This window comes from Ferrimonas senticii DSM 18821 (genome assembly GCF_000422665.1).
GTDB lineage: Bacteria > Pseudomonadota > Gammaproteobacteria > Enterobacterales > Shewanellaceae > Ferrimonas > Ferrimonas senticii.
The window spans coordinates 1-21,419 of sequence record NZ_AUGM01000022.1 but is presented as its reverse complement, the minus strand read 5'-3'; the positions used below and the strand labels follow the sequence as shown (position 1 = coordinate 21,419).

Annotated in this window: 18 protein-coding genes; 9 read left to right on the top strand and 9 right to left on the bottom strand. The window is 55.4% G+C overall.

Annotation, left to right across the window (positions count from 1 at the left end; genetic code table 11):
* Positions 1-6: 6 nt before the first annotated feature.
* The 7 genes from fdh3B to G506_RS0111895 all read right to left on the bottom strand — a co-directional run bounded on the left by fdh3B (position 7) and on the right by G506_RS0111895 (position 7,395).
* A complete protein-coding gene (gene fdh3B, locus G506_RS0111925; protein WP_028117065.1) occupies positions 7-585 on the bottom strand; it encodes a formate dehydrogenase FDH3 subunit beta in 579 nt (192 codons plus the stop codon).
* A gap of 12 nt (positions 586-597) precedes the next feature.
* Positions 598-3,465, bottom strand: coding sequence for a formate dehydrogenase subunit alpha (locus G506_RS0111920; protein WP_028117064.1), 2,868 nt, complete (start codon positions 3,463-3,465; stop codon positions 598-600).
* Between the two features lie 2 nt (positions 3,466-3,467).
* On the bottom strand, positions 3,468-3,674 hold the full coding sequence (locus G506_RS20955; RefSeq protein ID WP_156904889.1) for a hypothetical protein: 207 nt from the start codon (positions 3,672-3,674) through the stop codon (positions 3,468-3,470).
* Positions 3,675-4,086: 412 nt separating this feature from the next.
* On the bottom strand, positions 4,087-4,710 hold the full coding sequence (locus G506_RS0111910) for a TorD/DmsD family molecular chaperone (protein ID WP_028117063.1): 624 nt from the start codon (positions 4,708-4,710) through the stop codon (positions 4,087-4,089).
* Positions 4,711-4,712: 2 nt separating this feature from the next.
* A complete protein-coding gene (locus G506_RS0111905; RefSeq protein ID WP_028117062.1) occupies positions 4,713-6,407 on the bottom strand; it encodes a 4Fe-4S binding protein in 1,695 nt (564 codons plus the stop codon).
* 14 nt (positions 6,408-6,421) lie between these two features.
* Positions 6,422-6,943, bottom strand: coding sequence for a DUF3306 domain-containing protein (locus tag G506_RS19595; RefSeq protein WP_051202091.1), 522 nt, complete (start codon positions 6,941-6,943; stop codon positions 6,422-6,424).
* Positions 6,943-7,395: a DUF3305 domain-containing protein gene (locus G506_RS0111895; RefSeq protein ID WP_028117061.1), complete on the bottom strand. Its 453-nt coding sequence runs from the start codon at positions 7,393-7,395 to the stop codon at positions 6,943-6,945. Before G506_RS0111895 ends, G506_RS19595 begins: the two co-directional genes overlap by 1 nt.
* Before the next feature lie 301 nt (positions 7,396-7,696).
* Here G506_RS0111895 and G506_RS0111890 point away from each other — a divergent pair, with 301 nt between their 5' ends.
* Both G506_RS0111890 and G506_RS0111885 read left to right on the top strand, forming a co-directional pair.
* Positions 7,697-8,527: a formate dehydrogenase accessory sulfurtransferase FdhD gene (locus G506_RS0111890; RefSeq protein WP_028117060.1), complete on the top strand. Its 831-nt coding sequence runs from the start codon at positions 7,697-7,699 to the stop codon at positions 8,525-8,527.
* Entirely contained in the window at positions 8,527-9,426 is a 900-nt protein-coding gene (locus G506_RS0111885; protein WP_028117059.1) for a helix-turn-helix transcriptional regulator, read from the top strand. Before G506_RS0111890 ends, G506_RS0111885 begins: the two co-directional genes overlap by 1 nt.
* A 193-nt stretch (positions 9,427-9,619) precedes the next feature.
* Here the strand turns inward: G506_RS0111885 and G506_RS19590 are convergent, their stop codons facing one another.
* Together G506_RS19590 and G506_RS0111875 are read right to left on the bottom strand one after the other, a co-directional pair.
* On the bottom strand, positions 9,620-11,680 hold the full coding sequence (locus G506_RS19590) for a sensor histidine kinase (RefSeq protein WP_051202090.1): 2,061 nt from the start codon (positions 11,678-11,680) through the stop codon (positions 9,620-9,622).
* A complete protein-coding gene (locus G506_RS0111875) occupies positions 11,680-13,047 on the bottom strand; it encodes a sigma-54-dependent transcriptional regulator (RefSeq protein ID WP_028117058.1) in 1,368 nt (455 codons plus the stop codon). Before G506_RS0111875 ends, G506_RS19590 begins: the two co-directional genes overlap by 1 nt.
* A 242-nt stretch (positions 13,048-13,289) precedes the next feature.
* Here G506_RS0111875 and G506_RS0111870 point away from each other — a divergent pair, with 242 nt between their 5' ends.
* The 7 genes from G506_RS0111870 to G506_RS19580 all read left to right on the top strand — a co-directional run.
* Positions 13,290-14,093, top strand: coding sequence for an ABC transporter substrate-binding protein (locus tag G506_RS0111870; RefSeq protein WP_028117057.1), 804 nt, complete (start codon positions 13,290-13,292; stop codon positions 14,091-14,093).
* Positions 14,094-14,096: 3 nt separating this feature from the next.
* The gene (locus tag G506_RS0111865) at positions 14,097-14,807 is read left to right on the top strand and encodes an ABC transporter permease (RefSeq protein WP_028117056.1); all 711 of its coding nucleotides are present in this window, start codon (positions 14,097-14,099) and stop codon (positions 14,805-14,807) included.
* Between the two features lie 3 nt (positions 14,808-14,810).
* The gene (gene ccmA / locus G506_RS19585) at positions 14,811-15,437 is read left to right on the top strand and encodes a heme ABC exporter ATP-binding protein CcmA (protein WP_051202089.1); all 627 of its coding nucleotides are present in this window, start codon (positions 14,811-14,813) and stop codon (positions 15,435-15,437) included.
* A gap of 11 nt (positions 15,438-15,448) precedes the next feature.
* Entirely contained in the window at positions 15,449-16,045 is a 597-nt protein-coding gene (mobA, locus tag G506_RS0111855) for a molybdenum cofactor guanylyltransferase MobA (protein ID WP_028117055.1), read from the top strand.
* 41 nt (positions 16,046-16,086) lie between these two features.
* Entirely contained in the window at positions 16,087-17,883 is a 1,797-nt protein-coding gene (locus G506_RS0111850) for a bifunctional molybdopterin-guanine dinucleotide biosynthesis adaptor protein MobB/molybdopterin molybdotransferase MoeA (RefSeq protein ID WP_028117054.1), read from the top strand.
* 15 nt (positions 17,884-17,898) lie between these two features.
* Complete coding sequence (gene moaA, locus G506_RS0111845; RefSeq protein ID WP_028117053.1) at positions 17,899-18,885, top strand: GTP 3',8-cyclase MoaA; 987 nt, start codon at positions 17,899-17,901, stop codon at positions 18,883-18,885.
* Positions 18,886-19,641: 756 nt separating this feature from the next.
* Positions 19,642-21,419, top strand: a 1,778-nt coding sequence (locus G506_RS19580) for an Ig-like domain-containing protein (RefSeq protein ID WP_156904887.1), incomplete at its 3' end; no start/stop codon positions are given.

The window sequence follows — 21,419 nt, the reverse complement described above, 5'->3', positions numbered from 1 at the left end:
ACCTCCTTAACCGTCCCAGCCGGCGTTGTCAGCACCACGAGTCGCCACCCGTTGGCGGAATACCTTGGAGATCACCTCGGCATCGCCAGCCAGCAACGATTTGGTGGCACAGATCTCAGCGCAAAATGGCAGTTTGCCCTCCGCAATGCGGTTAGCACCGTACAATTCAGCCTCTTTCTCGGTACCCGGCTCGGCATCCGGTCCGCCGGCACAGTAGGTACACTTGTCCATCTGCCCTCGAGCGCCAAAGGCAGCCTTTTTCGGGAACTGCGGCGCCCCGAATGGACAGGCATACAAGCAGTAACCACAGCCGATACACTTCTCTTTGCTGTGTAACACCAAGCCGTCTTCGGTACGCTCAAAGCAATCCGCCGGACAGACCGCCATGCACGGCGCGTCATAGCAGTGCATGCAGGCGACCGAAATCGAACTCTCTTTACCAACCACACCGTCATTTAAGGTCACCACCCGGCGGCGTTGAATCCCCCACTCCAGCGCGGTGTCATTGGCGTTTTTACAGGCGACCACACAGCCGTTGCATTCGATGCAGCGCTTGGTGTCGCATAAAAATTTCATTGTTGCCATAACGACTGCTCCTTAGGCCTTACGGATCTCGCAGATCGACACTTTGGTCTCCTGCATCTGAGTGACAATGTCATAGCCATAGGTCATGGCGGTGTTGGCCGATTCACCAATCACGTAGGGCACCGTGCCCTCGGGGTAATGTGACGCCAGCGATTTGCCCTCAAAGATCCCAGCAAAGTGGTACGGCATAAAACATTCACCGGGGATCACCCGTTCGGTGATCATCGCGCTGATGTGGATCACCGCGCCCTCCGGTGAGTGCAGTGTGACCGCATCGCCATCCTCGATACCACGGGCAGCGGCATCAGCGGGATTCATCTCGACAAACATGGTCTGTTGCAACTCCGCCAACCATGGATTCGAGCGCGTCTCTTCGCCGCCACCCTCGTATTCCACCAAACGACCGGTGGTAACAATCAGTGGATGACTCTTATCCAAGTTTTCGGCAATCACCTTTTGCTGAATCGACTTGTACAACGTTGGCAGGCGTGCCACCTGGCGATCATCGTAGGTCGGGTACTTTGACACCAGATCGCGACGGACGGTGTACAGCGGTTCACGGTGGATTGGCACCTCGTCTGGGAAGGTCCAAACTCGGCAGCGCGCTTTGGCATTACCGTAGGGGATACAGCCGTGCTTGATGGCGACCCGTTGAATGCCACCGGAAAGATCGGTTTTCCAATTGCGACCCTCGGCTGCTTGTTTCTCTTCGGCTGTCAGTTCGTCCCACCAGCCAAGCTGCTTCAACATATCGGCGGTGAATTCCGGGAAGCCTTCGCCGATGTCGTTGCCTTTGGAACCCGGATCGTCCGCCAGCAGGTTTTCTCCTTGGTACTCAACCCCAAAGCGAGCGCGGAAATTACCGCCGCCTTCCATGATGTGCTTAGAGGTATCGTAGAGGATGTGGGTACCCGGGTGTTTCAGTTCCGGTGTGCCCCAACATGGCCATGGCAAGCCGTAGGTTTCGCCTTTCAATGCGCCGCCTTTGGCCTGCAGGTCCTCGAATTCAAAGTCGCCCCAGTTCTGCTGGTGCGCTTTCAATCGTTCCGGCGACTGACCGGTATAGCCAACGGTCCACATCCCCTTGTTGTATTCGCGGGTGATGTCTTCAATCAGCGGTTCTTCACCGTTAACTGTGATGTTTTTGCACAGCTGCTTTTCAATCCCCAGTTTCTTCGCCAACAGATACATGATCACGTGGTCGGGTTTGGACTCAAATACCGGTTCCACCACCCGCGAACGCCACTGCAGCGAGCGATTGGAAGCGGATACCGAGCCGTAGGTTTCAAACTGTGAACAGGATGGCAGCAGATAGACGCCATCGGAGCGATCTGACATTACCCCCGCCATGGTTGGGTAGGGATCGACCACCACCACCGCATCCATCTTCTCTAGCGCCTCTTTGACCTCGCGGCCACGGGTTTCGGTGTTGACCGATTGGCCTAAGAAGAACGCCATCCGCACGTTATCGCGCTGGCCAATCTTGGTTTTATCTTCGCGCACGCCATCGTGCCAACGGGAGCAAGGGATGCCCGGGCTGGTCATTGGCGCTTTACCTAAATAGGTGCCTTGGTCAAACCGCGACTTGACCCATTCATAATCCAACTCCCACACCCGCGACCAATGCTGCCACGCCCCTTCTGACAGACCGTAGTAGCCCGGCAGGTTGTCAAACAGCAAGCCAAAATCGGTTGCCCCTTGAACGTTATCGTGGCCACGGAAGATGTTGGCACCGCCACCACTTTTGCCCATGTTGCCAAGCGCCAACTGTAAGATGCAGTACGCTCGGGTATTAGCGTTACCGACGGTATGCTGGGTGCCGCCCATACACCAAACGATGGTGCCGGGGCGATTTTCCGCCAGCGTCCGCGCCACCCGCTCCATCTGCGCACCAGTGACGCCAACGATATTTTCCACTTCCGCTGGCGGGTACTTCTTCACCTCAGCGCGGATCTGCTCCATCCCCCACGCTCGGCGGTCGATAAAGTCTTGGTCTTCCCAGCCATTTTCGAAGATGTGCCACAGCAGGCCATAAATAAATGGAATGTCGGTACCGGGGCGAATGTGTACGTATTCATCGGCATGGGCAGCAGTGCGGGTCATACGCGGATCGACCACGATCATTTTGGCGCCCCGCTCCTTGGCGATCAGGATGTGCTGCATTGCCACAGGGTGCGCTTCGGCAGCATTCGAGCCAACAAAGATCATGCTCTTACAGTTGTGCATGTCGTTGTAAGAGTTAGTCATGGCTCCGTAGCCCCAGGTATTGGCTACCCCCGCGACCGTAGTGGAGTGACAGATCCGCGCCGAATGGTCGATGTTATTGGTGCCCCACATCGCCGCCAGTTTGCGGTACAAGTAACTTTGTTCATTGTTGGTCTTGGCCGATCCCATAAAGTAGATCGAATCAGGCCCAGACTCTTGGCGGATCTTGAGCATCAGATCGCCGACTTCGTTGATCGCCTCATCCCAACTGAGCCGTTGCCATTTGCCGCCTGACAATTTCATCGGGTACTTCACCCGTTTCTCACTGTGGGTATGGTGGATCAATGACGCCCCTTTGGCGCAATGACTGCCGCGATTGATCGGATGGTCAAAGGCCGGCTCATGGCCAGTCCAAATGCCATTTTGAGTTTCGGCGTAAAGCCCGCAGCCGACCGAGCAGTGAGTGCAGATGGTTCGCACCGTGGTAATCGGGCCATCGGCGGCCATGGTGTCCGCTTCAGCTTTGCGGATCATCCCACTACCAAGCATTGACGCAGCGGCGATGCCGCCACTGGTTACCCCAGCGCGTTTTAAAAACTGGCGTCGATTCAAGCCAAGATTACTGGCGCCCAGGTTGGGCTGCGGTTGCGGTGTTGCAGAACGGGTAAGTTTCATCACTAACCCTCCTGTTCGCTGAGTGTGGCGTAGTAGGTTAGGACGTGCTCTGACGCGCGATAACGAGGTTTCGCGGAAGATGATTGGGGAGTTTCAGAAGCACGAGGGGCAGCCTGAGCGGTAGCACTGCCAAGGGCAACGCCACCGATGCCAAGGCCAATGGCCTTCAGAGCACCACGGCGTTTCAGCTTGAGTTGCGGTTGAGTCATAACACCTCCGTGCGTTCAAGCCGCAGTGACTTGAACGAAGTGGGTGAAAGTGAAACGACTTCTTATACCAGTTCGCCTAAATATCTGATCACTATTGCTGGTTCAAATCGTTTCACTCGGCGTTACTCAACTTACTGGTAGAGCCACTAGCAGTGGCGTTGAGTGCCTTGATTGAAACGATTTCTCCTTCGCACTAGATAAACCATTTACTTACACGAATTGGTATTACTGTTTCACCGTCGAGTTGTCCAATGCCCAAAGGCCACCTAGATATGCCAGTTCTCGCGGCGGTTGGCTGTTAGCCAATGGTCGCAACAACACCGGCGCCAACGCAGCGGCTAGCGAACCTAGATAAAACAATCGCCCCTAGTTAGGAGCGATTGTGACAACGACGGAGGGAAGGTATCCCGGGTTAAGCTTGGGTAACTTGGGTATCCAAGGTTAATCCGCCGAAGTGGCTTTGCTCGATAGCGATAAAGCTTTGGCCTAGGGCTGCAACTGAAGTATAGAAGCTCGCGCTGTTAGCCTTGGCCAAATCGGCAAAAAACTTGTCGGCCCAAGGGGCGATATGACGTTGGTAGAAACTGATCTGCTCAGCCGCATTGCCTTCCATCAGCAAAAACGCCATCACTTCACACAGCGCCGCCAGATGGTCTTCTGGCTCTTTGACCTGCTCTTCACGGGCGAAGCCGAGCTGTGCCAAGTCTTGACGAAGCAATGCCAACGGCTTGTCCATCAGCGAACCGGTTAGATACCAGCTGGCGTACGGGATAACTTCACCATGACCCAGGCCGATAAACAGGTTGAAGTATTCATCTTCAAGTTGGTCTGGGGCGACATTGGCCGCGCCCAGCTTAAGACCATGCCAAGCACGAATGATTGGGCTGTCTTGCTCGCTATCCAGTTCCAATTGCGCCAAAAACTGCAGCAGTTCTGGGCTTGGGGTATGGCGCAACAACGCTGCCAACAATTGGTAAACGTCAGCGCGCAGATGTTGTTGTTCTTGGCTGCTTACTGCAGCGGTGGACTCGGTCATGGTTATACCCGCAATTGTTTTTCTGGATCGTCGAGCAAGTCAGTGAACATATCTTTGACTCGACAGTCTTCACACATCTTCAAACGTTGGATCGCATCGCCAGCAAAGGCACTGTGGCCGGCCAGAGCGGTAGTCATCTTCTCAACTACGGCCTTCGTCGCGAACGGCTTACCACAGGTAATGCATTCAAACGGTTGTTCACGATTTAGATCGCGACAGCCTTGGCGGCGTTCACGATCCAGATCAAAGCGCGCCACCAACTTAATGGCGCCCTCAGGACAGGCTTGCTGACACAGGCCACACTGGACGCAGCGCTGCTCGGTAAAGCGCAATGCTGGGGTGTCGCCGCCGTCTTCTAGGGCGCGAGCCGGACACAAAGCCGCACAGCTCATGCACAGGGTACACTTGGCGGTATCCACCACCACTTCACCGTACGGCGCACCGGCGACTTCGATCAGCTCGGCACTGCCCAAGTGGCAACCATTTAGGTGATCCAAGGCGTTGTAGAAGGTGTCACGTTTCGGTAGATCGGTTGGGAATGCCGCCACTGGCAACGGGGCCAGCTCGCCACTCGCGGCCACAATGGCATCGATCTCAGTCAGTTGCTCGGCTTCCAGCAGTTGCAGACGCTGGCTGTCCACGCCCATTGCGCTGAACAGCGTCATCAAGGTCTGATGCTCGCTTTCCACCAGAGCTTTCAAGGTCGCCGGGGTGTTGCTGTGGGTCAGCACCAACACTTGGCGAGCCCCCCAGGCCAAGGCCGCCAACCATTGTTCGGCACCGGCAACGCCGATCTCTTCCAGCTCGACCGGTAACACGCCCGCCGGCAGTTGCTGCAGTTGCGTCAACAACTGAGCACCAACGGTGGCATCATGGAACAGCACCACCGGACGCACGTCAGACAGGGTCTGATAGCGAGCCAGCAAACGCTGCAGGTAATCTTTCAAAATTGGCGCAGTTGGCTGGTCGTACTGGATCGCCCCAGTTGGACAAGCGCTGGCACAGGAGCCAACACCGTGACACAGGTTGGCGTCGATCTCGATTTTTTTGCCAGTGCTGGAGATCGCATCCGCTGGACAGACGCTTAAGCAGCGCTGACAGCCGCTGATACCACTTCCATGGTGGGCACAAACATCGGCGTTAATTTGCACGTAGCGCGGTTTATCAAACTGGCCTTTTAGCTCTGGCAGTTGCGCCAGCGCATCCACCAACTTAGCTTGGTCATCGCCTACGTAGAAGTAACCGGCTGGCAGTAACTCCAACTCGATGCTGGCGCTCGAACCCAAATCGAGCACCAGATCAAAATGTGGCCGCGCAATGGCTTCGGTGGCGAGCGCAATTGGTTGGCTCTGCTGTGGCAGCAGCGCCGCCACTTGGAACTGACCAAGGAAACCGCGGATCTGCAGCTGTTCAGCGTTGAAACATGGCAGGGTCTCGGTCGCTTCGGCGGCGATCATCACCTGTTCGAGGTAGTCGTCATCGCTGCGGCTAACCGCTTCATTGATTAACAGGGTGCGACTGGCCATGCCATCCAGCTTAGCGGCGGCCAAGCGAACGCGGTCTTCAGGGCCAACCAGCAGCAGATGGCCGGCGGTGGTGAAACTCACGGTTGCTGGGATCAGATTGGCCAGCAAGGTGGTTTGTTGCAGCGCCTGTGCGCTGGCGTTGTCCAACGAAATGGAAGTTTGGCTCACAATAGGAAATTCCGTAGTTAGCTGGTTTGCTCGGCAGACGGCTTATCGTCTGCATCGGCCTTGGTATCCGGCTTATCCAGCGCCGGCGGCGATTGTTGTGCCAGTTGCTGTTGCGGCTCTGGCTGATCGTCCAATTTTTCCAAGGCATCGGCGGCTTTTTTGACGTGGCGAAACACGCTTTGGGTCAACTGCGCGGCGGTATCACCATCCAGCAACGGCTGGGCGGCGTAATCGTGGCCATAGTCCACTAAACCATCAAGCTGATTGTATTGAGGTTGTGACCACAGTGCCCGTAATGCTTGTTTACGAGTCGCGGGGTCGACCCCCTCTTTCAGAAAATCAGCAAAGCTGCCGCCCTGCTCAATCGATTCTGGATCGGGCAGTTCAATCGGCGCATCGCCACGGGCTTCGCGTTCCGCTTCCGCGGCAGCGCGCACTTGCTCATCGGCTTGCTGCTGCGCTTGCTCAATCGCTTCAACCCGCTCGTGCTCGGCGACCTCGCTTTTGCGTTCCTGCCAGCGTTTGAAAAAGCCGCTCATTACGAACCTCGACGGTCGCGCATTTCACCGCGGACGTTGATGTGTTTGCGTCGCTTCACTTCGACCTCCATCTCGCCATGGCGAGTAATAAAGGCTTCCAGCCACAGTCCCACCGCATCTGGCATCGCCATCGCCAACACTGGGGTGTCCCCCTCCAGCGCACTGGCAGCGATATTTTGGTTGGCGGTCACGCTTTGTGGCACCGGCACACCATCACCGTGATCATCACAGATCAGGAACAGCTTGGGCGCGTCCAGATCCAAGTTGAGACGGTAATTGGCACGTTCGTCCAAAAACAGTTCCATGGTGACCTTGTAAGCCCCTTCCGGCATCTCACCATCGGCAGGGATAAACTGGTCGATCTCCCATTGGGTTTGCGCCCAACGGCCAACGGAGACTTGTTTGGTTTTTAGGGTCACAAAGAATGACCAGTAGGATTCGCTTCGGGACATCAGTTATCCAATTCAGCAGGGTTGCGCATCGATAGCAAACAGCGAACTGTTAAACTAACCACAGTTTCAACCACTTTAGTTAGCGCGATCACAGTTTCATCAGCCTTGCAGAGAAAATCTCTTCGCAAGACGCGTCATGTTGCCACAATCCCACAACAAGACGGTGAGGGGGATCCCAATTTAGTCTAGTTTACTAGCTGGAATAAGTTTTGCAGCGGGGGCCAAGACAGCGCCATCACGCTAGCGGTAACTTAGCGACATTCCCCCAGACATTAACTACCTCTGAAGAGTGAATTAACCAATGACTTCAGCCTCGCAGCGCCCACGTTTGTCCCGAACTCACGCCGAAGCCCCATTGACCCTCGCGGTCACGGCGGTCAACGAACAAGGGCAAGTGGTCGAAAAGAACATCGCCTGCGAACGCCCGCTGACCTTGTATCTGAACTGGCAGCCAATCGTCACCTTGATGACATTGGGCGCCCGTCCCGAAGCGTTGGCGCTGGGCTATTTGAAAAATCAAAGCTTTATCAGTGATATCACTCAGGTGGAATCGGTGATTGTCGATTGGGAGGTCAACTCCGCCGCGATCATCACCAAAGAAGACACCAGTAGCGTCAGCGACAAGATGAGTGAAAAAACCGTTACCACCGGTTGTGGTCAAGGCACCGTTTTTGGCAGTTTTACCGCCGGCATCGAGGATATCCAACTGCCGACACCGCAACTGACCCAAAGCGGTATCTATGCGCTGCTAAAAAACTTAAGCGAGCATAACGAAACCTACAAAAACGCCGGTGCCGTCCACGGTTGCGGCATCTGTCAGCAAGACAAAATTTTAAGCTTCGTTGAAGACGTTGGTCGTCACAACGCGGTCGATACCCTTGCCGGTGAGATGTGGTTAGAGGGGCTCGATGGTGGCGATAAGGTGTTTTACACCACCGGCCGCTTAACCTCAGAAATGGTAATTAAAGTAGCGAAAATGGGCATTCCGGTGCTGTTGTCCCGCTCCGGTATCACAGAAATGGGATTGAATCTGGCAAAACAGCTGGGGATCACTACCATCGCCCGTGCCAAAGGGCGCCATTTTCTGGTATACCACGGCGCTGAAACCATTGAATTTGACGGAGCACAGTGATGAGTCAGGACACCCTGTTTCTTAATGCTAAGCAGGTAGCCGAATATCTCGATCTGAATGAGAAAAAGGTTTACGCGATGGCCAACGAGCGCCAACTGCCGGGCACCAAAGTGACGGGCAAATGGCTGTTCCCCAAAGCCCTGATCGATCGCTGGATCATCGACAGCTGCCACGGCGGCACCCTGTCGGACCGCTTGGTGATCGGCGGTTCTGACGATCCGTTGTTGCACTACGCCGTCCGCCGCGTCAGTCAGCGCATCGGCGCCTCCGGCTTAATCAACTACTGCCCCAGCGATACCCGCTCTGGCTTGACCCACTTAGCCAACGGTTATACCGATCTTTGCTGTATCCACTGGAGCAGCCGTGAACAGCGGGATCTGCGGCACCCGGCACTGTTGAAACACCACGCTAGCCACAAGCAGTGGATCATGGTGCACGGTGCCAACCGCGATTTCGGTTTGCTGATGCGCAACGAACACCACCACCTAAGCCAAGACGTCACCGAAGCGTTGTCGCTGCAATACCGCTGGGTGCCACGCCAAGCCGGTGCCGGTTCGCGCCACCATATGGATAACTTTTTGGCCGAGCGGGGCTTAACTGCCAACGATCTGAATCTGCAACCCGAAGCGTTATCAGAACATGAAGTGGCGGCCACCATCGCCCGTGGCGACGCCGACTTTGGCTTTGGCTGCCAAGGGATCGCTGGCGAGTTTGGCTTGGCGTTTCTGCCGTTAGGGCAAGAGTCGTTCGACTTTGTGATGCCACGCGGGGTGTTCTTCCGCCAACACCTGCAAGAGCTGTTCAGCACCCTGCAATCGCCTGAGATCCACGAACACGCCCGTCGCCTTGGCGGCTACGACCTGCAAGACAGCGGCAAACTGATCTGGAGCGCGCAGTAACGCCAGCGGTTAGTGGTTAACTGACAACTGCTAACTAACGACTGACAACTGCGAGCTGACAGCTGACAGCTGACAACTAATAGCTGCTAACTGCCAACTGATAGCTGATAGCTGATAGCTGATAGCTGATAGCTTCCAAAAAAAACGCCCGTTACAGCATGCTGCAACGGGCGTTTTTCGTTGGCTAATCGAATTAACTTAAGGTCATCTCATTGCCGTCGTTCAGCGGCGCCGCCAGCGGCAATTTAAGGGTGAACACCGAACCTTGGTTGGGCGCCGATTCCACCTCAAAGTGGCCGCCGAAACGGCGCACAATGCCGTAACTGAGCGACAAACCTAAACCGGTGCCCTGCTTACGGGTGGTAAAGAACGGATCAAAGATCCGCGACTGCAACTCGGTCGGAATGCCGCAGCCATCGTCTGCCACCTGAATGATCACCCCTTGCGGCTGGCCAGATCCATCGAGCCAATCCTCTGAACTGACTCGCACCTCGCCGTCGCCATCCATTGCGTGGGCCGCGTTAACCACCAAGTTAATCAGGACCTGCAACAGTTGCTGCCGGTTAACCTGGGCCGATTGCTGCGCCTGCAAGTCCAGCAACACTTCGACCGACTGCTTGCGCAGTGAATGGCGCACCAGCACCAGCATCTCGTCGATGATCGGATTGATCGGCTGCAAACTGATTGGCGCATCCATCTGCCCGGGGCGGGCATACTGCAGCAACGACTGGATAATCGCTTTGATCCGCTGTACCTGCTGCAAGATCAGTTCGATCTCCTCCTCCACCGTTGCGGCGCTGTCACCCAATTCCCACTTAATCAGCTCGATGTTGCCCAGGATCACCGCAGTCGGGTTATTGATTTCGTGGGCAATCCCCGCGGTCATCTCCCCCAATGCCACCAATTTCTCATTGGTCACCATCTGCTCGCGGGTGGCATTCAGCAGCTCAATGTTTTGCTTCAACTCCAGAGTACGTGCCTGCAGCGTTTGGGTGCGTTCCACCACCTTTTGTTCCAGTTGGTCGTTAGCCGCTTGGATCTGGCGGCTGCGCTCTTGCAACTGATCCAGCATCACATCGAACTGTTTGGCCAATTGTGACAGTTCGTTGGAGTGGCTTAAGCCCAGATCGCCAATGCGTCGGTCTTGCCCCGCCTGCACCTGCTGTACCACTTTGGAGATCCGCCCAATCGGCCGCAGCAAACCGGCAGCGCCGCGATACACCGCCCAACCCGAGAGCACCAATACCACCAACAACATCGAGCCTAGCTCGTAGATATTGCGCAGGTAGTTGCCGATAAAGGTCTCTTCACTAAAGCCGGTATAGAGCATGCCGATGCGTTTGCCGCTGATGTCATTCAGCGGCGCGTAGGCGGACACGTACCAATCGTCATAAACGAAGGCGCGGTCAACCCACACCTCGCCCTGCAACAGCACTTTTTTGCGCACTTGCTCCGACACCAAGGTGCCGATCACCCGCGCACCATTGGCGCGATCCGGCACATTGGTGGCGATCCGAAGATCATCCAGCATCAAGGTGGTGGTCCCAAGCACATCGTAGGGCAAGGCATCATCGGCGTAGACTAGGTCGCGCACCTGATCGACATACTGAGTATCCCGATTCAGTAGCACCCCACCATCCAGATAACCATGCAGCACATTGTGCGGATCCAGCACCGGCACCAAGAAACGCGAGAACAAGCCGCGGGTTTCAACTTTGCGCCGTGCCGGCCCCGACATCAAGGTGGCCTCCACCGCCATCTCGGCTCGCTCGGCCAACAGCGGATCCAATTGATTCATTTGCGCTGCACTGAGCACCTGCAAGCCGCCATGGGTCGGGCTGCTCATCAGCGCCCGCAGATCGTCATCCAGTTGCAGCTGCTCGGGTGAGATGTAGCGCAGGAAACTGAGCCCGAAATGCTGCTGCTGTTCGCTCAGGTAGTGGGTCAGTTCGGCCGGTTCGCCACTGGCTAAAATCCGCTGAAACTCCCAGCTATGACGCAGCTGCTTCAAAAAGTCCTGACGGTTTAAACGCTGGTTTTTTAGCACCCCTTGAGCCACCGACAGATCCGAGCGCACCTTCATAAACAGCTGGCTACCGGTGTAGGTGACGTTCCAGTAGATGGTGATAAACACTAAACTGGCGAGGGTCAACAGCACCGGCAACAGCAACAACACCAGCAACCGATAGCGCACGGTGCTGGTCATCATCTGCATGTCTCGCAGCGCCAACTGGCGCCAACGGGTGAACTTCATCAGTCGTTCAAGCCCCACTCTTTGAACTTACGATCCAAGGTCTTGCGGCTAACCCCAAGCACCCGAGCGGCGGCCGACTTATTACCGCCGTGCTCGTCAATCACTTTCAAGACGTGCAGCTTTTCCACCTCTTTCAGTGCCATGGTCACCGGATAACCCGGTTCGCCATGACCTTCCACTTCAGCTTCAACTGGCAGCTGGCTGCGCCAATAATCCGCCGGTGGTTTGCCGAGCAACAAGCAGCGTTCCACCATATTGCGCAGCTCGCGGATGTTGCCGGGCCAGTCATAACGCTGCAGCACTTGCAGATCTTCATGGCTCCAAGCCACCTCCCGTACCCCCAGTTCGGTGGCCAGTTGGCGGGTGAAGTGATGCACCAAATCAACCACATCATCAGGGCGCTCGCGCAGCGACGGGATAACGATATTAAGCACATTTAGGCGGTAGTACAGATCGCGCCGGAAGCGACCCGCTTCCACTTCCGCCAGCAGCTCACGATTGGTCGCCGCGACGATCCGAACATCCACCGGGATCTCTTTTTCAGAACCGACAGGGCGGATCGCCCGTTGCTCTAGCACTCGCAGCAGCGCGGTTTGCATCTGCAACGGCATCTCACCAATCTCATCCAAGAAGATGGTGCCGCCATTAGCAAAGCTGAATAACCCCTCGCGGTTGCCACGGGCACCGGTAAAGGCGCCAGAAAGGTGACCGAATAGCTCACTTTCCAGCAGATCTGGGGCGATAGCACCGCAGTTCACTGGCACAAATGGGCCACTGCGGTTGGACAGTTGGTGCAGGCTGCGCGCCACCAACTCTTTGCCGGTACCGGATTCGCCCTCGATCAACACCACCGAATTGGTTGGTGCAACGCGGCGGATCACCTCTTTCATCTCCACCATATTGGCGCTTTTGCCGATCAGTGTATGCGGATGGCTATGCGCTACTTCACGGCGAAGTAGCAGGTTTTCACGGCGCAATAGCCGCCGTTCGATGCAGCGTTCCACCGCTTGCATCATCTGCTCTAAGCGGAATGGCTTTAAGATAAAATCGGAAGCCCCGGCGCGCAGGGCGCGGATGGCGGTATCCATATCAGCAAAGCCGGTCATAAAGATCACATCTGAACGCCGACTGTCCTCATTAAGCGCCTCGTGCCACTCGATGCCATTACGACCCGGCAGGCTGATGTCGACAATCAACAGGTCAAAGTGACAGCGGCTGCGCAACAGCTCCGCTTCCTCGACCGAACCGGCGGTTTCCACCAAGCTAAAGTTGCGCGACAACGCTTTTTTTAAGAACGAGCGCATGCCCGATTCATCATCGACCACCAGTACCGACATCGCGGTATTTGCTGTTGTTAAATCAACCATGGAGTCTGTGCCCTTGCGATAAATTGCTAATCGACATTTTGTCCCTTAAGGAACATTTTGCTCATCATTTTGGCAAAGTGCGTCATTTTGACTAAGTTAAACACCCTGTTTCTGTGAAGCCGCGCATGAATTTGCCGCTAAAACTGTTGGCACTGCTTTTGCTAAAATCAACGCCAAGAGCTAGCGAATAACGCTCGAAAAAGACAGGCAATCTGGATAAATCCTGCCCACAAGGACACTAAATGAAATTTTTACGCACTTTGATCGCTTCTGCGGCATTGGCCATCGTGTTGCCAACCATGGCAGCCAACACCGAGGTAAAACTGGCGACCACCACCAGCACCGATAACACCGGCCTGCTGGCGCACCTGCTGCCAGAATTCACCAAAGACACTGGCTACACCGTGCACGTAATCGCCACCGGTACCGGTAAAGCACTGCGTCATGGCCGCAACGGTGATGTTGATGTGGTGATGACCCATGCCCCAGCAGCGGAAGCTAAGTTCGTAGAAGAGGGCTACGGCCATCAGCCACGCTACCTGATGATGAACGACTTTGTGATTGTTGGTCCTAAGGAAGATCCGGCGAAATTAGCTCAAGCCAAAGACATCAACGACGCCATGCAGCGCATCGCTGATCACGGTAAATTCGTTTCTCGTGGCGACGAGTCCGGCACTCACATGAAAGAGCTGGCGATGTGGAAAGCCGCTGGTATCGAGCCAACCTTCAAAGGCTACAGCGCCATCGGCCAAGGCATGGGTCCAGCGCTGCTGACCGCCGACGAGATGGGCGCGTACCTGCTGGCTGACCGTGGTACTTACCTGGCATTCCTGGATCGCATCCGCTCTGAAGTGAGCTACCAAGGCGCAGAAGCTCTGGCTAACCCATACCAGATCATCCTAATCAGCCCAGAGCGTTACCCAGATCTGAACCACGAAGGCGCCCAAGCCCTGAGTGACTGGCTGGTAAGCGACAAAGGTCAACAGATGATCGACGGCTTCCGTGTTAACGGCAAGCAACTGTTCCAGGCAACCTACAAAGGCTAATTGATGGGTGAAAGCTTTCTAGTCAACGTACTGGAAGGACTGCGATTACTGGTAACTTTTGACGCCGAGGTGTGGGACATCATCGGCGTCTCTTTTACGGTTTCTGGCAAAGCATTAGCAATGGCCTTACCGACTGCCATCTTAATTGGCTTCGGTCTGGCCATTTTTCGCTTTCCGGGACATTGGTTACTGGTATCGCTGTTCCAAACGTTGCAAGCCATTCCAACCGTGGTGGTTGGTCTACTGGTTTACCTAATGCTGTACCGCTTTGGTCCCCTTGGGGATCTGCGTTGGTTGTTCTCACAACCGGCGATGGTAATGGCGCAATTCTTCCTCGCCTTCCCGTTATTAGTCTCGTTAAGCTATGGCACTTTCTCGAGTGCCGATTGGCGTGCCTGGGAGACCGCTCGAACCTTAGGAGCCGGACCAATCCGTGCTTTCTGGGTATTGTGCTGCGAACTGAAAGCACCGCTTCTAGTCGCAGTGATCAGTGGCTTTAGCCGGGTGATTACCGAAGTCGGTGCCTCAATGCTGGTGGGGGGCAACATTCAAAACGTGACCCGTAATATTCCCACCGCCATCGCTCTGGAAACCAGCAAGGGCACCTTTGCCCAAGCGATCGCGCTAGGCACGGTACTGATGGTACTGGCACTGCTGCTTAACTTTGCCGTCGGCACCCTACGCCGCAGCAACGATCGACCGGTACGGGGGTAATTTATGCTGTTATCCGGCCAAAATCTCGGTATCGAGTTTAACAACAGTTCCCTCTTTAGCGGCGTTGATATCACCATCAATGCCGCTGAAGCATGGTGGTTAAAAGGTGCCAACGGTGCCGGTAAAACCACCCTATTAAAGTTGTTGTCAAAGCTGACAAAACCAAGCCAAGGCAAAGTGCAATTTCACGGCCCAGCCCAGCGCCGTGGGGCGGTGATCTATCTACACCAACAACCGTACCTGTTTGCCGGCAGCGTTCGCCAGAACTTGGAGTTTGGCTTAGGCTCATTAAAATTGAGCCGCAGCCAACGCCAACAAGCCTGCCAACAGGCGCTGCACGCCGCCCACCTAGAACATCTAGAGCATCGTTGTGCTCAGGTCCTTTCTGGGGGCGAACGGCAACGCTTGGCGTTGGCGCGGGCTTGGGTAATGCAGCCACAACTGTTGCTGCTGGATGAACCCACTGCCAACTTAGACCCAGAATCGGTTACGCTGATCACCGAGATGGTGGCGCAACTGCAACAACAGGGTTGTGCCATCGTGGTGACCAGTCACCAGCAAACGCCACTAACCGAGCTATGCCAGCAGCGTTGGCAGTTGCAAGGTGGCCAATTGCGGATACAAGCTTAGGAAAATACGTAATGAATCAGCTGACTTTGGCAGTACTGGCCGGTGGCCAAGCGCAACGCATGGGCGGTCAAGATAAAGGCCTTATCGATGTCGCTGGCCAGCCGATGGTGCAGCACGTACTGCAACGTCTGGACGCCGAGCAACTGCCAACCTTGCTGATCTCTAACCGCAATCAGGACCAATATCGGCAGTTAGGCTACCCAGTCTACAGCGATAACATTCCTGGCTTCGCCGGCCCCTTGGCCGGCGTTTGCCGTGCGTTAGAGGCGGCCACCACCGACTACGTATTAGTGGTGCCCTGCGACACCCCAAGGTTGCCAACCGACTTAGCCGAACGGATGTTTACCCACCTGCAGCAGCAAGACGCTGAAGTGGTGATCGCCCGCGACGAACAACAAGACCACCCAATCGTGATGCTTTTACAGCGCAACTTATTGGGATCGCTGCAACAGTTTTTAGATGCTGGCGAACGTAAAGTGATCTTTTGGTGCCAACAGCATCGGATGAGTTACTGCCTATTTGACGGCCAGTCTGCCGCCTTTGCCAACATCAACACCCCCGAACAAAAACAGCAACTCGAAGCCGAGCTGCTTGGCGATAACCGCTAACCCCGTTATCGCCCCCATCCACACCCGCTAATGAGGTTTTCATGACGCCGGACCAACTCCTTGCCGACTGCCAAGTTCCTGTATTGGGGATCTGCGCCTTCAGCGGCACTGGCAAAACCACCCTACTAAAAAAACTGCTGCCAGAGCTGTCCGCTCGTGGCCTGAAAGTGGCGGTGCTTAAGCATGCCCACCACAATTTTGAAGTAGACAAGCCGGGCAAGGATAGCTTCGAACTGCGCAAATCCGGCGCCGATCAGATGCTGATCGCCTCTTCCAACCGACGGGCTCTGATGATGGAACGTCCAGTCGAGGGCGATCCGGATCTGAAAGAGTTATTAGCCTTGGTGGATCAGCGTCACCTCGATCTGATTTTGGTCGAAGGCTTTAAACGCCTGCCGCTGCCAAAACTGGAACTGCACCGCGCCGAGCTGGGCAAGCCGTTGGTGTTTGAGGACGATGCGCTGATCCAAGCGATCGCCTGCGACAGCGCCACCGTGCTGCCAGCCGACTGCGCCCTACCACAACTGGACATCAACGACGTCGATGCCATCGCTGACTACGTTCAAGGGTTTATCGCAGCTTGGCAGCCGGTAGCCAATCAACCGTTTGGCCCGCAAGGCAGCGCCGAGGGTCGTTCGCAGCTATCGGTACAACAGGGTATCGACCATATCCTTAGCCTGGTTAAGCCGGTCAGCGAAACCGAAACCGTCGCCCTAACCGACGCGATTGATCGCGTGTTAGCGGTGCCGGCGATCTCGCCAATTAATGTGCCACAGCACACCAATTCGGCGATGGACGGCTACGCCTGTGCGTTCGATGCCGCCATTGAGCAATACCAACTGATGGGCACGGTGTTTGCCGGTCACGCCTACGATGGCCAACTGCAAGCTGGCCAAGCGGTCAAAATCATGACTGGCGCGCCAATGCCGGTTGGATCCGATACCGTGATTATGCGGGAGATGGCCAGTGAACAAGATGGCATGGTGCGCTTTGATGATGGCGTTAAGCTGGGTGAGCACGTGCGCCAAGCTGGCGAAGACATCGCCGTAGGCGAGCAAGCCGCCGCCGTTGGTGAACGGATTAAACCCGCCACCGTCGGTTTGCTGGCCTCTTTAGGCTTGGCACAGCCAACCGTATATCGTCGCCCTAAGGTGGCGATCTTCTCTACCGGTGATGAAGTGTGCTCGCCAGAGCACGACCTGAAACCGAACTGCATCTTCGATTCCAACCGCTACTCGCTGCACGGCCTACTGGCCAAGCTGGATTGTGACATCATCGATCTGGGGATCATTGAGGACAACCAAGCGGCAATGGAACAAGCGCTGCGCCAAGCCGCCGCCGAAGCCGACGTGGTGCTGACCTCCGGCGGTGTCTCCGTTGGCGACGCCGACTTTATCAAAGACGCGCTGGCCACCACCGGCGAAATCAATTTCTGGAAGATCGCCCAGCGTCCAGGCCGACCGCTGGCCTTTGGCCAAATCGGCAAGGCACTGTTCTTTGGTTTACCGGGTAACCCAGTCGCCACCATGGTGTCATTTATGCAATTTGTGCAGCCAACCTTGCGCAAGCTGGCAGGCGAAGCCAATTGGCAGCCGACGCTGATCCGTGCGATCTCGACCACAGCCTTGCGCAGTCGGGTTGGCCGAACAGAATTCGTTCGCGGTACCATGCAACTGGGCGCTGCCGGGCAGCTACAAGTTAGCAGCACCGGCGCCCAAGGCAGTGGCATGTTGAGCTCAATGACTCAAGCTAACTGTTTGATCATTATCGAAGAAGCTCAAGATCACGTGAATGCTGGCGACTCCGTTTGGGTGCAGCCATTCGCGGATCTGCTGTAACCGAGGAAGACTCCGATGAGTTTGACCGACGGCTTTGGCCGCAAGATCGACTATCTGCGACTGTCAGTGACCGATCACTGCGACTTTCGTTGCATCTACTGCATGGATGAAAAGCCCACCTTTCTGCCCCGTTCTGAGGTGTTAACTCTGGAAGAGTTAGAGCAGATTGGCCGCGCTTTTGTTGAACTGGGTGTTCGCAAAATCCGCCTTACCGGCGGCGAACCTTTGGTTAAGTCCGACTTAGTTAAGTTGGTCGATAAGCTCGCCAAACTGCCGGGCTTGGACGATCTGTGCATGACCACCAATGGCTCACGGCTGACCAAGTTTGCCCAACCGCTGGCCGATGCTGGTCTGCAACGACTGAATATCAGTCTGGACACCTTGCAGCCAGAGCGCTTCACCGCCACCACTCGTACCGGCAAACTGGAACGGGTACTGGCTGGCATCGATGCCGCACGTGACGCCGGCTTCCAGCGCCTGAAGTTGAATGCCGTTGCCATTAAGGGCAATAACGATGATGAGATCGTCGATCTGGTGCGTTTTGCACGAGAAAAGCAGGTCGACATCACCTTTATCGAAGAGATGCCTCTGGGGATCCTAGCGGACAATCGTCGTGATCACTCGCTGCTGACCAGTGACGAAGTACGCGCCCGCATTGCGCCGCACTTTGACCTGATCGCCACCACCGAAAACAGCGGCGGCCCAGCGCGTTACTACAAGATGAGTGACAGCCCAATCCGCATCGGTTTTATCAGTCCCCACAGCCACAACTTTTGCGGCGACTGCAACCGAGTTCGAGTCACCACCACTGGCGAACTGCTGCTGTGTTTGGGCAATGAAAACTCGGTCGACTTACGTAAAGCGGTGCGCGAACACCCGAATGATATCGAACACCTCAAGCAGGTGATCCGCGATGCCATGGGCGCCAAGCCAGAGAAGCATCATTTCTCTACCGGTGCTGAAACCCAGATCTTGCGATTTATGAGCCACACCGGCGGTTAATCGCGATTTATCTCAAAGCACCAAAAACAAGCCCCGACTGACCAGTTGGGGCTTGCTGTATTTAGGGCGTGTTGACCTTTGCTGTATATTTTTGCGCTCATTGTTGGCTGCTTTTGACAGCAAATTGTTCTTGGTCGCTTAATTTTGCTGTTCAGAGATCACTTAGGGCCGCCTTGCAGGGTCGGACTAGCAGCTGTCACTCTTCGTCATACGATTTCGACGTAGAGCCACTATGCCTTCTATCGCAATCCTCGATTGACAGCCGCTATCCTCGACCAAATTCTGAACACCAAACGTCAACACGCCCTAGCCATTCGATTTGTTATCAATTGAAAACGTTTGTAGCCACTGGTGGCGATGACACCGCCATGTAACTCTTCAGCCCTCCTCTGCTAGCCATTAAACGAACCGGCAAATCAGCACAATCGACTTGGTTGTTTATCTCTCCAGTATGGCGGTAGACCACAGATCGTTTTACTGCGATACAACTTTTTAGTAACTCATTCGGCAATCGTCGCCATCAGTACGGTTCTGGGCTAGAGCAATGCACTGGTTGTTCACCACAAACCAGCACAAAGAACCCTAAAAATAGAACATATATTCAATAAGTTGCACTGGGTATTAATTGCTCAGATGGTTGGCAATATCAGCACCAGCGAGATATTATCTAAACGTTAAAATCCGTAACAATTGTTACATTGTTCAAAAGAATGCTGTAGCGAATACGGGGCGGTTTTCAGGTCAAGGGATACGATCGTGCAATCACAAGTGCTGGGTTCTACTGTCAAAATCACTCACATTAGCGGCGCCGTCGAGCTGCTGGTCACCAATCTGGAGGGCGAGGAGCGCTTAGTCCAGGTGGGTGATATCGTCTACGCCGGCGAAACGATTCTAATGCCGACTTCAGTGGCCATTGAGTTCGATGAAGTGGCGTCTCCCACTGCATCAACCGCCAATAATGACGACGCCGAAGTCGACGCGGTAATTGAGCTACTGCGCGAATCTCAAGAAGCGTTACCGGAAACCGCCGCCGGCAACGGCGAAACCGATGGCAGTGACAGTTTCGTCAATGTCGACCGCACCGCCGCCGAAACCCTTGCCCAAAGCCGTTTTGATACCGAAGGCCCAGCCGCCAGCCCCCAGCCGCGCTTGTTCGTCGACAATGATTTACCGCTAAATACCGATCCGGTTGCCAATAACGATCGCCTCCGCACCGACGAAGACACCCCAGTTAACCTGAATTTGCTCAGCAACGACCGTGATGCCGATGGCAATGGCTTATCCATCAGCAGCATCAATGGCATCAGCCTCACCGGCCAAGCCCAAACCATCGCCGTAACCAATGGCCAACTGCAGATCGGCACCGATGGCAGCATCCAATTTATCCCAGCCGACAACTTCCACGGCACCGTCACCTTTGACTATCAAATCAGCGATGGCAATGGCGGTAGCGACAGCGCCACCGTCAATATTGAAGTTGCACCAACTAACGACGATCCGATCGCTAATAACGATGCCATTCGCACCGATGAAGACACGCCAGTCGCCATCGATGCGCTGGCTAACGACACCGACAGTGACGGTGATCTCCTCAGCATCGTTGAAGCGTCGGTCGCGCCAGATCAAGGTACTGTCACCATTGAAAACGGCCAGTTGGTGTTCACCCCAGCGGCAAATTTCGTTGGCGAAGCACAGATCAACTACACCATCAGTGATGGCAACGGCGGCACCAGCAGCGCAACCGTTACGGTCACCGTTAACGACGTTAACGATGCACCGACCAGCGAAGACTTGATTGATCGTTCAGGCGAAGATGGCGAGGTGGTGAGCCTTGATGTCAGCGGCAACTTTGAAGATATCGATGGCACCTTAACCTTCAGCGCCGAGGGCTTACCGGCAGGCTTGGTGATCGATCCGGACACCGGCATCATCAGCGGTACCATCAACAGCGATGCCTCCGAATCTGGCCCGTACAGCGTTACCATCACCGCCACCGACGACGATGGCGCCACCACCACTGAAACCTTTGAATGGGCGGTGACTAACCCGAGCCCAGTGGCTGAGGACGACAGCGCCACGACCGACGAAGACACCCCGGTGACCATCGATGTGCTTGGCAACGACAGCGATGATGACGCCCTGACGGTGACCGTTGCCAGCAGCCCCAATGGCACCGTGGTCATCAACGACGACGGCACCCTAACCTTCACCCCTAATGCCAACTTCAACGGCGACACCACCATCAGCTACACCGTCACCGACGCTAATGGCGCAACCAATAGCGCCACTGTGACGGTCACCGTTAACGATGTTAACGATGCACCGACCAGCGAAGACTTAATCGACCGTTCCAGCGCAGATGGCGACAGCATTAATATCGATGTCAGCGCTAACTTTGAAGATATCGACGGCACCCTAACCTTCAGTGCCGAAGGCTTGCCGGCAGGCTTGGTGATCGATCCGGACACCGGCATCATCAGCGGTACCATCAACAGCGATGCCTCCGAATCTGGCCCGTACAGCGTTACCATCAC

Coding starts and splice junctions, on each gene's coding strand:
- ccmA (WP_051202089.1), top strand. CDS start 14,811: ATGCTGTTATCCGGCCAAAATCTCGGTATCGAGTTTAACAACAGTTCC.
- G506_RS0111895 (WP_028117061.1), bottom strand. CDS start 7,395: ATGTCCCGAAGCGAATCCTACTGGTCATTCTTTGTGACCCTAAAAACC.
- G506_RS0111910 (WP_028117063.1), bottom strand. CDS start 4,710: ATGACCGAGTCCACCGCTGCAGTAAGCAGCCAAGAACAACAACATCTG.
- G506_RS0111920 (WP_028117064.1), bottom strand. CDS start 3,465: ATGAAACTTACCCGTTCTGCAACACCGCAACCGCAGCCCAACCTGGGC.
- G506_RS20955 (WP_156904889.1), bottom strand. CDS start 3,674: ATGACTCAACCGCAACTCAAGCTGAAACGCCGTGGTGCTCTGAAGGCC.
- G506_RS0111870 (WP_028117057.1), top strand. CDS start 13,290: ATGAAATTTTTACGCACTTTGATCGCTTCTGCGGCATTGGCCATCGTG.
- G506_RS0111875 (WP_028117058.1), bottom strand. CDS start 13,047: ATGGTTGATTTAACAACAGCAAATACCGCGATGTCGGTACTGGTGGTC.
- G506_RS0111850 (WP_028117054.1), top strand. CDS start 16,087: ATGACGCCGGACCAACTCCTTGCCGACTGCCAAGTTCCTGTATTGGGG.
- mobA (WP_028117055.1), top strand. CDS start 15,449: ATGAATCAGCTGACTTTGGCAGTACTGGCCGGTGGCCAAGCGCAACGC.
- G506_RS0111865 (WP_028117056.1), top strand. CDS start 14,097: ATGGGTGAAAGCTTTCTAGTCAACGTACTGGAAGGACTGCGATTACTG.
- moaA (WP_028117053.1), top strand. CDS start 17,899: ATGAGTTTGACCGACGGCTTTGGCCGCAAGATCGACTATCTGCGACTG.
- G506_RS0111885 (WP_028117059.1), top strand. CDS start 8,527: ATGAGTCAGGACACCCTGTTTCTTAATGCTAAGCAGGTAGCCGAATAT.
- G506_RS0111890 (WP_028117060.1), top strand. CDS start 7,697: ATGACTTCAGCCTCGCAGCGCCCACGTTTGTCCCGAACTCACGCCGAA.
- G506_RS19590 (WP_051202090.1), bottom strand. CDS start 11,680: ATGAAGTTCACCCGTTGGCGCCAGTTGGCGCTGCGAGACATGCAGATG.
- fdh3B (WP_028117065.1), bottom strand. CDS start 585: ATGGCAACAATGAAATTTTTATGCGACACCAAGCGCTGCATCGAATGC.
- G506_RS19595 (WP_051202091.1), bottom strand. CDS start 6,943: ATGAGCGGCTTTTTCAAACGCTGGCAGGAACGCAAAAGCGAGGTCGCC.